Origin of the sequence: Hymenobacter aquaticus (assembly GCF_004765605.1) — a bacterium.
Taxonomy (GTDB): Bacteria; Bacteroidota; Bacteroidia; order Cytophagales; family Hymenobacteraceae; genus Hymenobacter; species Hymenobacter aquaticus.
This window is the reverse complement of record NZ_SRLC01000003.1, coordinates 50751-64764: the sequence shown is the minus strand read 5'-3', so window position 1 is coordinate 64764 and position 14014 is coordinate 50751. Positions and strand designations below refer to the sequence as shown.

At 64.4% G+C, this 14014-nt stretch carries 9 protein-coding genes; 7 read left to right on the top strand and 2 right to left on the bottom strand.

From position 1 onward, the window contains the following. Positions 1–48 precede the first annotated feature (48 nt). The 6 genes from E5K00_RS20055 to E5K00_RS20030 all read left to right on the top strand — a co-directional run bounded on the left by E5K00_RS20055 (position 49) and on the right by E5K00_RS20030 (position 8658). Complete coding sequence (locus E5K00_RS20055; protein ID WP_135465103.1) at positions 49–630, top strand: RNA polymerase sigma-70 factor; 582 nt, start codon at positions 49–51, stop codon at positions 628–630. A gap of 211 nt (positions 631–841) precedes the next feature. Then, positions 842–1570 (top strand): head GIN domain-containing protein, encoded by a 729-nt coding sequence (locus E5K00_RS20050; protein ID WP_135465102.1) that lies wholly within the window; start codon positions 842–844, stop codon positions 1568–1570. 226 nt (positions 1571–1796) lie between these two features. After that, the gene (locus tag E5K00_RS20045) at positions 1797–4163 is read left to right on the top strand and encodes a TonB-dependent receptor (protein WP_135465101.1); all 2367 of its coding nucleotides are present in this window, start codon (positions 1797–1799) and stop codon (positions 4161–4163) included. Positions 4164–4258: 95 nt separating this feature from the next. Then, positions 4259–5101: a DUF4249 domain-containing protein gene (locus tag E5K00_RS20040; protein ID WP_135465100.1), complete on the top strand. Its 843-nt coding sequence runs from the start codon at positions 4259–4261 to the stop codon at positions 5099–5101. A gap of 170 nt (positions 5102–5271) precedes the next feature. Then, positions 5272–6372 (top strand): FecR family protein, encoded by a 1101-nt coding sequence (locus E5K00_RS20035; RefSeq protein ID WP_135465099.1) that lies wholly within the window; start codon positions 5272–5274, stop codon positions 6370–6372. A gap of 114 nt (positions 6373–6486) precedes the next feature. Next, the gene (locus E5K00_RS20030) at positions 6487–8658 is read left to right on the top strand and encodes an STN domain-containing protein (protein ID WP_135465098.1); all 2172 of its coding nucleotides are present in this window, start codon (positions 6487–6489) and stop codon (positions 8656–8658) included. Positions 8659–8707: 49 nt separating this feature from the next. Here E5K00_RS20030 and E5K00_RS20025 read toward each other — a convergent pair whose 3' ends face one another. Both E5K00_RS20025 and E5K00_RS20020 read right to left on the bottom strand, forming a co-directional pair. After that, the gene (locus tag E5K00_RS20025; RefSeq protein WP_135465097.1) at positions 8708–9256 is read right to left on the bottom strand and encodes a hypothetical protein; all 549 of its coding nucleotides are present in this window, start codon (positions 9254–9256) and stop codon (positions 8708–8710) included. 83 nt (positions 9257–9339) lie between these two features. Beyond that, positions 9340–10836, bottom strand: coding sequence for an alpha/beta hydrolase family protein (locus E5K00_RS20020; RefSeq protein ID WP_135465096.1), 1497 nt, complete (start codon positions 10834–10836; stop codon positions 9340–9342). Positions 10837–11151: 315 nt separating this feature from the next. Between E5K00_RS20020 and uvrA the strand changes: the two genes are divergently transcribed. Further along, the gene (gene uvrA, locus E5K00_RS20015) at positions 11152–13989 is read left to right on the top strand and encodes an excinuclease ABC subunit UvrA (protein ID WP_135465095.1); all 2838 of its coding nucleotides are present in this window, start codon (positions 11152–11154) and stop codon (positions 13987–13989) included. The last annotated feature ends 25 nt before the right edge of the window (positions 13990–14014 follow it).

Below are 14014 nucleotides of genomic sequence, written 5' to 3'. Positions count from 1 at the left end.
AATTATGCCACTCCCGGGCCGCTCCTGGCCGGGCGGCCACCCCGCGCTATGGCTACTTCTCCTCCCGCAGATGCTTTGGAAGCCCGGCTCGCCCACCTGCGCGAGACGGATGCCGAGGCATTCATGGAGGTGCTGTTCAAGGAATTTTACCGGCCGCTGGGCAACGTCATTCAGCGGGTGGTGCACGACCGGGACGCCACCGAGGACCTGTTGCAGGACGTGTTTCTGCGCATCTGGAACGGGCGCGCCACGCTGGTCATCAGCACCACCTACCGGGCTTACCTGTACCGGGCGGCCCTGAACGCGGCCCTGCGCTACCAGGAGCGGGGCCAGCGGCAGGTGGCCTGGGACGACGCGCCGCCCGCGGCCGAGCCCCGCACCGACGATGCCCTGCACGCCCTCTACCAGCAAGAAGCCGAAGACTCGGTGGAAGCCGCCCTGGCCCGGCTGCCGCCCCAGTGCCGGGTGGTGTTTACCATGAGCCGCTACGACGAGATGAGCTACCAGCAGATTGCCGAAACGCTCGATATTTCGCCCAAAACCGTGGAAAACCAGATGGGCAAGGCCCTGCGCATCATGCGCCAGCAGCTGAGCGGCCTGCTCAAAAACCTGTATTCGTTTTTGTTGTAGAGACGCGTATTCGCGTCTAATCGGTGGACGATACGTGCAACGGTAGCCGGCGGAAACAACGTCAGCAACGATTGAGACGCGAATACGCGTCTCTACACCTTGCAGGCCGCCGCCGGAAAAAATATTTCCCAACGGCGTAGGGGTCGGGGCCGGGCAGCGGATCAGAGAGGGGAAAGCCAATCCTTTTTTCTGACCTGAACTGACTACGGCTATGAACAAACTTCTCTTCCTGGGGCTGCTGCCGCTGGGCCTGCTGCTGGGCAGCTGCGACTGCGCCGACATCTTCCCCGACAAAGTAACCGGCGCGGGGCCGGTGGTAACCGAAAACCGCACCGTGCCGGGCTTCTCCCGCCTCGAGCTGGCCGTGGATGCCGACGTGTACCTAACCCAGGGACCCACCCAGGCCGTGCGCGTCGAGGCCCAGCAAAACATCCTGGACGTGCTGCAAACCAACGTGAGCGGCGAGCGGCTGGCCATCGGCTACGGCCGGGTGAACGTGCGCGGCCACGAGCCCATCCGAATCTACGTGACCACGCCCAGCCTGAGCAGCGTGGCCGTGTCGGGCTCGGGCAAGGTGCTGGGGCAGACCCCCTGGCGGGCCGCCAGCCTGAGCACCACGGTGTCGGGCTCCGGCGGCATCGACCTGAGCGTGGCGGGCGGGCAGAGCCTGAGCACGGATATTTCGGGCTCGGGCTGGGTGCGCCTGGCCGGCGACGCCGCCCGCTACGACGTGCACCTGAGCGGCTCGGGCGAGGTGCAGGCGTTTCCGCTGACGGTGCAAGCCGCCGAGGTCAGCATCAGCGGCTCGGGCAGCGCCCGCCTCACCGTCGCGCAGAGCCTGCATGCCGCGCTCAGCGGCTCGGGCACGGTGTACTACAAAGGCCGCCCCACTATTACGGTGCACACCTCCGGCTCGGGCCGCGTAGTCGACGCCAACTAAGCCCGCCGGGGCTGTAGCCCGGACATACCTATGTCCGGACCAAAACATAGTTATGTCCGGGGTAAGACATAGGTATGTCTTGCCCCAAAGCCTCCGAGAGTTTTTAGAAACGGAGCCGTCGACTGGCCCAAACGGACGGGACGATTTTCCAAATCGACGGGTCCGTTTCCGACGGGCCGGCGCAGTACCCTTTTTTTCCTTTCGCCTTTCCTCAGACCTACTTCCTATGCTGCGTTTTATCACCCTTCTTACCCTGTTATTCCTGGCGCTGGAGCCGCTGGCCCGGGCCCAGTCGGCGGCGGCGGCCGGCAGCAAAGTCACGGTGAGCGGCTACCTGCGGGACGCCGCCAACGGCGAGGCCCTGGTGGGTGCCTCGGTCGTCGTGAAAAGCCTGGGCGTGGGCGCCACGGCCAACGAGTACGGCTTTTACTCCCTGACCCTGCCCCGCGGCACCTACACCGTGACCTACACCTTTCTGGGCTACGAGCCCCAGAACCTGACCCTGACGCTGACCGAAAGCCAGACCCGCTCGGTGCGCCTGGCGGTGCAGGGCGTGCAAACCGGCGAAGTGGTGGTGACGGGCACGAAGCCCGACGAAAACGTGAAAAGCACCGAAATGAGCACCAACCGCCTCGACATGAAAACCGTGAAGCTGGTGCCGGCTTTGCTGGGCGAAGTCGACGTGATTCGCAGCATTCAGCTCTTGCCGGGCATCAGCACGGTGGGCGAGGGGGCCTCGGGCTTCAACGTGCGCGGCGGCGGCGTGGACCAGAACCTGATCCTGCTGGACGAGGCCCCGATTTATAACGCTTCCCACCTGTTCGGGCTGTTCTCGACCTTCAACCCCGATGCCGTCAAGGACATCAAGCTGGTGAAGGGCGGCATCCCGGCCCAGTACGGCGGCCGGCTGTCGAGTCTGCTCGACGTGCGGATGAAGGAAGGCAACACCCAGCGCCTGGGCGTGTCGGGCGGGGTGGGCCTCATCATGTCGCGCCTAGCCGTGGAAGCGCCGATTGTGCAGGACAAAGGCTCGTTTATCGTGGCCGGGCGGCGCTCCTACGGGGATTTGTTCCTCAAGTTTGTGCCCGACCAGAAAGACAATCAGGCGTATTTCTACGACCTCTCGGCCAAGGCCAACTACACCCTCGGCGAAAAGGACCGGCTGTTTGTATCGGGCTACCTGGGGCGCGACGTGTTTGCCTTCGGCAAGGCTTTCAAGAATACGCTGGGCAACCGCACCGGCACCGTGCGCTGGAACCACGTGTTCAACTCCCGGCTGTTTGCCAACGTGACGGCCTTAGTGAGCAAGTACGACTACGGCCTGGGCGTGCCCGAGGGCAACCAGTCGTTTGAGTGGAAGTCCAACATCGTGAACTACAGCCTCAAGGCCGACTTCAACTACTACCGCACGCCCCAGAGTACGCTCAACTTCGGCGTGAGCAGCATCTACTACACCTTTCTGCCCGGGCAGGTGACGCCGCTGAGCGCGACGTCTATCTTCCGGCCCATTGCCCTCGACAACCAGCAGGCCGTGGAGTACGGGGCGTATATCGACAACGAGCGGACCTTTTCGCCCCGGCTATCGGCCCAGTACGGGCTGCGCCTGAGCATGTTTGACTACCTCGGCGGTGGCACCGTGTACGACTACGAAGGCCCCAACGGCCGCCAGAAAACCCCGGTGAACCCCCGCCAGTACGACAAGGGCCAGCTCATCAAGCGCTACCCCAACCTGGAGCCCCGGGCCTCCTTGCGCTACGCCCTGACGGATAACAGCTCCCTGAAAGCCAGCTACAACCGCATGGTGCAGTACATTCACCTGGTGTCGAACACCACGGCCTCCTCGCCGCTGGACGTCTGGACGCCGAGCACCAAGAACATCAAGCCCGAGCACGCCGACCAGCTGGCCGTGGGCTACTTCCGCAACCTGCGGGATAACGCCTACGAGGCCTCGGTGGAAGTATTCGGCAAGCGCATGGACAACCAGATTGACTACATTAACGGGGCCAATACGCTGCTGAATAAAAACCTGGAAGCCGAGCTGCTCTACGGCCGGGGCCGGGCCTACGGGGCCGAGTTTTACCTGAAAAAGAACGAGGGCAAGCTCACCGGCTGGATCAGCTACACGCTGAGCCGCTCGGAGCGCCGCATCGACGGTATCAACAACGGCAACTGGTACGTGAACAAGTACGACAAGACGCACTACCTCTCGGTGGTGGGCATCTACGCGCTGTCGGCGCGCTGGACGGTGTCGGGCACGTTCAACTACAGCACCGGCATTGCCACCACCTTCCCCGACTCGCGCTACGTGTACCAGGGCCTGGTAATACCCAACGTGAACGGCGACGTGCGCAACAACTACCGCGTGCCCGCCTACCACCGCCTCGATTTGGCCGCCACGCGCGAGGGTAAGATTGACCCCAACCGGCGCTGGCACAGCAGCTGGACGTTCTCGGTCTACAACGCCTACGCCCGCCGCAACGCCTACAGCATCTATTTCCGGCAGAACGAGGACAACCCGGCCAAAACCGAGGCCGTGCGCCTGGCCGTGTTCGGCTCGGTGCTGCCCTCGGTGTCTTACAACTTCAACTTCTAAAGTTGTCAGTTGCTCGTTGTTCGTTGTCAGGCTCTTGTTAAAATATTGACTAACAACGAACAACGAACAACTAACAACGAACAACTACTCCGCGTATGAACCGCATTGTCCCTTTTCTGCTCTCTGCCGCCGGCCTGCTTGCCCTCCCTGGCTGCGTGGATGTCGTGCCCGTGGATATTCCCGAAGGCAAGCCCCTGCTGGCCGTGGAAGGCGAAATAACCGACCAGCCCGGCCCCTACTACGTGACGCTGACCAAGACCGCGCCCTACTTCGACGAGGCCGCGCTGCCCCGCGTCTCGGGGGCCGTGCTGACCTTGCAGGACAGTGAGGGGCGCAGCGAAACGCTCCGGGAAGTCAGCCCGGGGCGCTACGCCGCCAGCACGCTGCGGGGCAAGATCGGCAACCAGTACGTGCTGACCATCCGGGCGGAAGGGGAGGAGTACCGGGCCGAAACCGAAATTCGGCGCACCCCCGAAATCGACAGTATCCGGGCCGAGTTCCGGGCCAAGTCGCCGACCGAGGACGAGGGCTACTACATCCTGTACTACGGCAAGGAAACGCCCGGCGTGGGCGACTACTACCGCTTTAAGGTGTACCAGAACGGCAAGCTGCTCAACCGGCCCAACGACCTGATTGTAACCAACGACGAGCTGGTGGACGGCAACTACATCGGCGGCGTGGAGCTGACCGATGAGGAAGGCGCGCAGGGCCCGTTCCGCAAGGGCGACAAAGTGCGGGTCGAGGCCCTGTCCATTCCGCGCGACTATTTCTACTTTCTCAACGAAATGGCCACCCAGCTCAACAACCTGGGGCTGTTTGCCACGCCGCCGGCCAACGTGCGCACCAACGTGCGCAACGTGCAGCCCGGCTCCGACAAAGCCGCCGTGGGCTACTTCGCCGGCCACACCGTGCGCGCCGATTCCCTGGTGATTGAGTAGGTTTTTAGCTGTCAGGTGCTGGTGGTCAGTTGCTGGTTGTCGGGCGGCCGTTACGGCTGTGCTTATCAGGTAGAGTTCTTCAGGAAATCAATGGCATATTTGCGCTCCGCTCATTGCTGAGCCCCGGGCTAATGCAACGAACAACTAACAACTAACAACCAATAACTAAAATGCTCCAGCCCGAAGCCGAGGCCCCCTGGGAGTTGCTGGCCAAGCACTTGGCGGGCGAAGCCACGCCCGGCGAGCTGGAGCAGCTGCGGGCCTGGTTCACGGCCGACCCCAAGCGGCTGGGGCTGCTGACCGATGCCACCCGGGCCTGGGAGCGGGCCGGCGCGCCCCCAGTGGCCGAACTCTTCAGTGCCGCCGACGTGGAAGCGGCCTGGCAACGGTTCCGGCCCCAAATGGTGGGAGCGAAGCCTACGGCCCGCCCCACCATGCGGGTCAGCCCGCCCGAGCCGGCCGCCGAAGCTGCCGAAGCCCGGGTTGTTGCGCTGCGGCCCCGGGCCCTGCCCACGCTGCTGCGCATTGCCGCCACGATTCTGCTGCTGGTCGGCGCCGCGTATGCCTTCCGCGGCTACCGGCGCCAACTGCTGCCCACGCCGCCCGTGGTGGTAGCGGCCGGCACCCAGAAGCGGCTGGTAGCGTTGCCCGACGGCAGCCAGGTGTGGCTCAACCGGCATTCGACCCTGGAATACGCGGCTGATTTCCGGGGCGGCGCCCGGCGGGTGCAGCTGAGCGGGGAGGCCTTCTTCGAGGTGCGGAAAGACCCCGCCCACCCCTTCACCGTGCTCAGCGCCGAAGCGCGCACCCGGGTGCTGGGCACCTCGTTCAACGTGCGCGCCTACCCGGCCGAAGACTCGGTGGAAGTGTCGGTGGTGACGGGCCGGGTGGCCCTGGCCCGCCGCGCCGGCCCGCCCGACTCGGTGCTGCTGACGCCCGGGCAGCGCGGCGTGCTGCTGGCGGCTCGCCAGGCTAAAAAGCCGGCCCCGGTGCGCCGCACCTCGACTGCCGACGCCAACTTCCGGGCCTGGCAAACCGACGAGCTGACCTTTGATAATGCGTCCCTGGCCCATGTCATCCGGACGCTACGCACCACCTTCGGCACCAACATTCTGGTGGCCGACAAAGCCCTGCTGAAATGCCGCTTCACCGGTACTTTCCGCCAGCCCACGCCCGCCCAGGTGCTGCAGGTGGTAAGCCTGGCCACCAACTCCACGCTGACCGGCGACGCCGTCAGTGGTTACCTGCTCGGCGGCCCCGGCTGCGAGTAGCTGCTGCGCGGGCAACCGATGTAGCCGGCCCCGCATCCTTCGTTTACTGAGAAGTGGCGGCCGGGCTGCCCGGCCGCGTCAGCTTTCAGCTTCACTCTGATTTTCCCCGCGGCTATGCGGTACCTGTCCGGTCTTGTCGTATGCTTGTGGCTGCTCAGCGGCGGTAGTTGGGCGCAGTCGGCAGCCGGGCTGCTGGCGCGGCGCGTCAGCGTGGCTGCCACCGAGGCGCCCTTGCAGCAGGTGCTGCGCGACATTACCCGCCAGAGCGGCATTCCCTTCAGCTACAGTAGCACTTTTATTCCTCTGCAAAAGCGCGTGACGCTGCACACCAACGGCCCCCGGCCGGTGGGCGACGTGCTGCAAAGGCTGTTTCAGGGCCGCGGGGTTTCCTACCAGGTTATCGGGGGCCAGATCGTGCTGTGGCGCACCGGCGAAAGGCCGCCCTTCGCGCCACCCAAAACGCCCAAGCCCGCCACGGAAGCCGCTCCCGCCGCCGCCGCCGCCGCCGAAGTAGTAGCCCTGAAAAAGGCTCGGCCTGGCGGCCCGGGCCATGCAGCAGCAGCAACGGGCAGTGCGGCCGGGACTGCCAAACGGCCTGCTCTGGCTGGGTACAAAACCCGGCCGCTGAACCCGGCCGGCACCGTTACGGCCAGCACCCAAAAAAGCGTAGCCCCGAAGCTGGCCCCGGCCGCCGTTCCGGCTGCGGCGCCGGTTTTGCCCCGGCGCCTGCCCACGCTGGCCGATACCATCCGGCAGTTTTCCGCCACCACCGATACCACCACCCGGGCCGCGCAGTCGGTGCTGGCGCGGTGGCGGCAGAAGGCCCGGCGGGCGGCCCGCGCGGCTACCGGTGCCGTGGCCCACACCGCCCGGCGCACCGGCCAGGTAGTGGGCAAAGGGGCCGAGCTGCTGGCCGGTGAAACCAACGCCCTGCTCGACACACTGACCGCCGCTACCGCCGAGCTGAAACAACCCCTGCGCCAGGGCATCGGGCGGCTGGCCCCCGGCGCCCGGCGCGATACGCTGGCTGGGCGGGTCGTAGCGGTACACAGCGGCCTGCCCGGTCGGGATACGGTGCTGGCGCCGGTGTCCGTGGCGCCGGCCAGCCTGCGGAAAGACAAAGAATATACGCGCCACCGGGCGCAGGTGTCCTTTATTACGCCGCTGGGTTCCAATGGCCTGCGCAGCGGCCGCAGCATCAACGACCTGTCGTTGAACGTGCTGGCGGGCTACTCGGCCGGAGTGCGCGGGGCCGAGGTGGGCGGGCTGGTGAACGTGGTGCGCGACACGGTGCGGGGCGTCCAGGTAGCGGGCTTGCTGAACGTGACGGGCACCGAGGTGCAGGGCCTGCAAGCGGCCGGCCTGGTCAACATCACCGGCGGCTCGGTGGGGGGCGGGCAGGCGGCGGGCCTGGTGAACATGGTGCGCGACGACGCCCGGGGCCTACAGGTGGCGGGCCTGGTGAATATGGTCGGGGGGGCGGCCCGCACCCGGCGCGGGGGTAGCCGGCCCGCCCTGGCCCGGCAGCTGCTGGGGCTGCCCCGCCTGCTGGCCACCGACTCGGTGGCCGGGCACCCGGCGGCTCCCAGTGCCACTTCGTTGCCGGGGCCGCTGTTGCAGGCGGCCGGCGTGGCCAATCTGACCGGCACCGACATCCGGGGGCTGCAAACGGCGGCCGTGCTCAATTCGGCCCGGCGCGTGACGGGCCTGCAGTTTGGCCTGATCAACGTGGCCAAGCACGTGAAGGGCGTGCAGCTGGGGCTGATTAACGTGGCCGATTCGGTGGACGGTGCCACGCTGGGCATCATCAACGTGGTGCGGCACGGCTACCTGCACGGCGAGGTCTGGACCAGTGAAACCCTGCCCCTGAATGCCGCCCTGAAGCTGGGCGTGACGCGCTACTACACCATCCTGGCCGCCGCGACTCAGCCCTTCGGCAACCGGATTCGCTGGGCCACGGGCTTCGGCGTGGGCACGGCCAGCCGGCAGCACGGGCGCTTCAGCTGGAACCTGGACGTGCTGGGCTGGTACCTGCTCAAGCAGCCCGGCACGGAAGGCACGCTGCTGTCGTACAACCAGCTGCGGCCCTCCCTGGTCTGGCAGATTGAGCCCGGGGGGCACCTGGGCCTCGTATTTTCCCCCACGCTGAACCTGGCTTTGTACGAAAACGACGGCAACGGCACCAATTCGGACTTTGGCAAGAACCAGCTGCTGCTCACGGACACCCAATGGGGTGGGACGCCCGTGCGGCTGTGGCTGGGTGGCCAGATTGGGCTTCGGTTTTAAGAAGCTGGTACGCTTCACATCAGCGGATAGCAAATGAGCTTCAACTCTGCTAGGCCCGCATCGGAACCAGAATGAAGGTGCCGCGCAGGCACTGCCGGAAGCCCTGGCGCTGGTTGTCGCGCTTCAAATCGGCGGTGCGGTAGCGGTGGTTCAGGCCCCGCTCACTCAGTATCATGATGGTGTAGCCGCGGCTGCGCACCAGGTAGCGGCGGGCGTTGGCGGGCTTCACCGGGTCGTCGGAATCGGGGGCGGGGCCGGCGGCGGCAAAGGCGGAGTCGGAATAGTGCGCCGGCCAGGTGGTGCGGGCAACAATGTCGTGGGCCTGCCAGAGGTGGCGCATGGCCGCCCGCACCCCAATAGCCTCGCCGCAGTGCCGGCAGATGCGGGCATCGGTGAGCATGGCCTGGCGTTTCTGCTGTAGCTCCCGCAGCATCTCGGGCTGCTCGGCCAGGGCCCGGCGGCGGCGTACCACCTGGGTCACGGCCGAAAACAGCTCCCCCTCACTCACGGCGTACTTGTGCTGCAGAATATCCAGCGTGTGGGCGCTGAGCATTCCGAAGCCGAGCAAATCTTCCAGATCGGTGAGCAGGGTGGGCATGGAAGAGTTATAAACCGCAGCCCCGCCGACAAGTTCCCGGGGGGGGAAGCGTGCCGGCGGGGCTGCTTTGCGAGGAGCGGGGCTTACCGGCCCGTCTTCTGCACGGCGGCGGGCTTCGAGGGTCGTTGCAGGGTCGTCTTCGGATTGGAGCGCGGCGTGGGCGCAATGGCCAGCGGCGCCGGGCGGGCGTGCTCATCCAGCCAGGTTTGCATCAGGGCCAAGGCCTTGGGCGAAAAGTTAGGTTTCTGCTCCCCGTTTACCAGCGGCCACTCCGACTGGTCGGGCTGGAAGGAATGGTTTACGCCGGTCACTTTATGTACCGTTACGTTGCGGTTGCCGTTGGCCTTCAGTCCTTTCTGCAGAATCGTAAGGTTTTTGCCGGCCGTTACCTGCAGGTCTTCGTTGCCATTCAGGGCCAGCACCGGGCAGCGCACTTCGCCCAGCTTCATTTTGGGGTCAAAGTCGAGGTAGTAGCGGTACCAGGGCGAGGTGAGCTGGGCGGCCCGGGCCCGGGCCATCAGGGGGTCGATGTCGGCGTTGTTGAGCCGGATCATGGCCGCTACCTTGCCCCGCGCCTGGTTATTGTTGGGCGTCTGCCGGATGATGTTGATCATCTTGTCGTGCAGCTTCAGGGCCGCGTCGACCTGAGTGGAGTTGGCCCCGATCATGCGCATGATTTCTACCTGTTGGCGGCGCAGCACGTCGCGGCCCGGCAGGCCGTAGCCCGCCAGCGAAATCACGAAGTCCGGGGATTTCAGCTGCGTGGCGGCCAGCAGGGCAATATTGGCACCCTCACCGTGGCCGATCATACCCACCTTCTTCTTGTCGACCCGGTAGTGCGCCCGCAGAAAGCCCATCGCCGCCTGCGCGTCGGTGACCAGGTCGGCGGTGGTTGCAATGGCGTAGTGCCCATCCGATTTGCCCACGCCCCGGTCGTCGTAGCGCAGCACCGCAATGCCGTGGCGGGTAAGGTAGTCGGCCAGGATGGCAAACATGTGGTACTCTTCCTGCGAGGCGTCGCGGTCCTGCGGGCCCGAGTCGGAAATCAGCACCACGGCCGGGAAGGGCCCGTTGCCGGTGGGCATCGTCAGAGTGGCGCCCAGGCGCAGCTTGGCGGGTTTGTTGGGCACGATTACCTCTTCCAGCTTGTAGGGCAGGGCCGGTTTGAACGAGGGCGCGCTGACGACGGAAGCAACGGCCTGCACGAACGTCACCTGCTCTTTCAGGCCCGGCTGCTCCCAGGTGCCGGCAATAGATTTCTTGTCGTCGCTGAGCGTGCCGGTGAAGCGGCTGCCGGCCTGCTCAATCTTGAGCAGCACATCATCCTTCTTGAACTCCACTTCCACCGGCATCCGGCTGATTTTCTGCTTGGGCACGTCCAGGGCCGCGTAGTAGGTGCCGCCGGTGAGGGGCACGATGGTAATAATCAGGTCGAGGCTGCCGCCGGGTACCTTCAGTTGGCCTTTCCACTGCCCGTTCAGGGGAGAAGGCTCTACGCCAGCGGCCAAGGTGAAAGTGCTACTAAGCGCAAAGGCAAAAAACAATAAATGGATAACTGCAACGTGTAATAATTTCTTCATAAATTCCTGTTTGAGGGGCGTTGTAGTTAGCTTGAGAGCAAAAAAGGGTCCGAAAATACCAAATTTACGTGACTCTGGCCGCAGAAGATTCAGCGGCTCCGGTGGGGTGGTGAATATAGAAAAAAACTTATTTTAAGAAGATGCGGCGGCAGTTGTCGGTTCGGGGTAAGCGCGCTGCTGCTGCCCGAACCAACCCGGGGCCGTTTCCGCTAATTTCCGCGGCGGCTCGTCTTTGCCCCGCATTCCGCCGTACCTTCGCTGGTCTAATTGCCGGGGCGGAAACCTTACGGGCCGCCTTGGCTGTTTACCGTTTCTATGGCCCAAGATTCTTTACAAGTAGCCGCCCCCGCGGCCGACCCGATTGACCAGCTCGACCCGCGCGAGTTCATTCTGATTAAGAATGCCCGGGTACACAACCTCAAAAACCTCAGCGTGGCCCTGCCGCGCAACAAGTTTATCGTTGTCACGGGCTTGTCGGGCTCGGGCAAGTCGAGCCTGGCCTTCGACACGCTCTACGCCGAGGGGCAGCGCATGTACGTGGAAAGCCTGAGCTCCTACGCCCGGCAGTTTCTGGGCCGCATGGACAAGCCCGACGTGGACTACATCCGCGGTATTTCGCCGGCCATTGCCATTGAGCAGAAGGTCAGCATCAAGAACAACCGCTCGACGGTGGGCACCAGCACCGAGATTTACGACTACCTCAAGCTGCTTTTCGCCCGGGTGGGCCGCACGTTTTCGCCCGTCAGCGGCGAGCAGGTGCGCAAAGACACCGTGGCCGATGTCGTCGATTACCTCTTTGGCCTGGAAGACGGCACCCGCGTTACGATTCTGGCGCCGTTGCAGCCCTCGGCCGACGGCCGCCCCATGAGCAAGGAGCTAGATCTGCTCCTGCAGAAAGGCTACAGCCGGGTGGTCATCAACGGCGACGAAACCGCCTTTATCGAAGACCTGATTGGCGAGGGCAAGCCCGAGGTGAAGGGCGACGTGCACATCATGATTGACCGCGCCGTTATCCGCCCCGGCGACGAAGACCTGCACTTCCGCCTGTCCGACTCGGTGCAAACCGCGTTTTTCGAAGGCCACGGTACCTGCCTGGTCCGCCTCGACAACGAAACCCGCACCTTCTCCGACCGATTTGAGCTTGACGGCATGGTGTTCGAGGAGCCCAACGTCAACTTTTTCAGCTTCAACAACCCCTACGGCGCCTGCCAGACCTGCGAAGGCTTCGGCTCGGTGCTGGGTATTGATGAGGACCTGGTGATTCCCGACAAGAGCCTGACCGTGTACGAGGGGGCCATTGCGCCTTGGCGCACCGATAAGCAGAGCGAGTGGCTCAAGCCCCTGCTCAAAAACGGCATCCGCTTCGACTTCCCCATTCACCGGCCCTACAACGAGCTGAGCGAGGCCGAGCGCACCCTGCTCTGGAAAGGCAACAAGTACTTCGACGGCCTCGACGAGTACTTTAAGTGGGTAGCCACCCAAACCCACAAAATCCAATACCGGGTGCTGCAAAGCCGCTACCGGGGCCGCACCACCTGCCCCGACTGCCGCGGCACCCGCCTGCGCAAAGACGCCCAGTACGTCAAGATTCAGGACCAGAGCATCACCGACCTCGTGCTGCTGCCCATCAGCAAGGCCCTGGATTTCTTCGAAAACCTGGCCCTGACCGAGCACGAAATGAAGGTGGCCGAGCGCCTGAGCACGGAAATCACCAACCGCCTGGGCTACCTCAACCGCGTGGGCCTGGGCTACCTGACGCTGAACCGCCTGAGCAGCACGCTCTCCGGCGGAGAGAGTCAGCGGATTTCGCTGGCTACCTCGCTCGGCTCGGCCCTGGTGGGCTCCATGTACATCCTCGACGAGCCCAGCATTGGTTTGCACCCCAAGGATGCCGAGCAGCTCATCGGCGTGCTGCGCTCCTTGCAGAAGCTCGGCAACACCGTCATTGTGGTGGAGCACGAGGAAAAGATGATGGAGGAGGCCGACCAGATTATCGACATCGGACCCGAAGCCGGCAGCGGCGGCGGCAACCTGATGTTCCAGGGCACTTACCCCGAAATTCTCAAGAACACCACCACCTACACCGGGCAGTACCTGAGCGGCAAGATGGAGGTGAAAGTGCCCCAGATCCGGCGGCCCTGGCGCAACGCGCTGGAGGTAACCGGGGCTCGGGAAAACAACCTCAAGAACGTCAACGCCAAGTTTCCGCTGGGCGTGATGACCGTCGTAACGGGCGTGTCGGGCTCGGGAAAATCCACGCTGGTGAAGCGCATTCTTGCCCCGGCCGTAGCCAAGCAGCTCGGCGGCGGCGCGGGCGAAGCCACCGGCAAGTTCGACCGCCTGATGGGTGTGCAGGGCCAAGTCAGCCACGTCGAGTTCGTGGACCAGAACCCCATCGGCAAGAGCAGCCGCTCTAACCCGGTGACCTACGTGAAGGCCTACGACGCCATCCGGACGCTGTTTTCGGATCAGCCCCTGGCCAAGGCCCGGGGTTTGAAACCTTCCCATTTCTCGTTCAACATCGAAGGCGGCCGCTGCGAGGTGTGCCAGGGCGAAGGGCAGGTCAAGATTGAAATGCAGTTCATGGCCGACATCTACCTGACTTGTGAAAGCTGCGGCGGCCGCAAGTTCAAGCAGGATATTCTGGACGTCAAATTCCAGGACAAGGGCATCGACGAAGTGCTGGAAATGACCGTGGCCGACGCCGTGGAGTTCTTCAAGGGTCAGCCCAAAGTAGCCGAGCGCCTCAAGCCGCTGGACGACGTGGGGCTGGGCTACATCCGCCTGGGGCAGTCGGCCAATACCCTCTCGGGCGGCGAGGCCCAGCGCGTGAAGCTGGCCTCCTTCCTGACCAAGGGCGCCACGCTGCAGCAGGATAAAATTCTGTTCATCTTCGACGAGCCCAGCACCGGCCTGCACTTCCACGACATTGCCAAGCTGCTCAAGGCCCTCAACGCCCTGATTGAGCAAGGCAACTCGGTGCTCATCATCGAGCACAACATGGACATCATCAAGTGCGCCGACTGGATTATCGACCTCGGCCCCGAGGGCGGCACCAACGGTGGCCACCTGCTCTTCGAGGGCACGCCCGAGGACATGCTGGCCCACAAGGACACCAACCACACGGCCCGCTTCCTGGCCGAAAAGCTGTAAGGCTTTCGGGCCAAATTAGCCGTAC

Coding starts and splice junctions, on each gene's coding strand:
- E5K00_RS20055 (WP_135465103.1), top strand. CDS start 49: ATGGCTACTTCTCCTCCCGCAGATGCTTTGGAAGCCCGGCTCGCCCAC.
- E5K00_RS20050 (WP_135465102.1), top strand. CDS start 842: ATGAACAAACTTCTCTTCCTGGGGCTGCTGCCGCTGGGCCTGCTGCTG.
- E5K00_RS20045 (WP_135465101.1), top strand. CDS start 1,797: ATGCTGCGTTTTATCACCCTTCTTACCCTGTTATTCCTGGCGCTGGAG.
- E5K00_RS20040 (WP_135465100.1), top strand. CDS start 4,259: ATGAACCGCATTGTCCCTTTTCTGCTCTCTGCCGCCGGCCTGCTTGCC.
- E5K00_RS20035 (WP_135465099.1), top strand. CDS start 5,272: ATGCTCCAGCCCGAAGCCGAGGCCCCCTGGGAGTTGCTGGCCAAGCAC.
- E5K00_RS20030 (WP_135465098.1), top strand. CDS start 6,487: ATGCGGTACCTGTCCGGTCTTGTCGTATGCTTGTGGCTGCTCAGCGGC.
- E5K00_RS20025 (WP_135465097.1), bottom strand. CDS start 9,256: ATGCCCACCCTGCTCACCGATCTGGAAGATTTGCTCGGCTTCGGAATG.
- E5K00_RS20020 (WP_135465096.1), bottom strand. CDS start 10,836: ATGAAGAAATTATTACACGTTGCAGTTATCCATTTATTGTTTTTTGCC.
- uvrA (WP_135465095.1), top strand. CDS start 11,152: ATGGCCCAAGATTCTTTACAAGTAGCCGCCCCCGCGGCCGACCCGATT.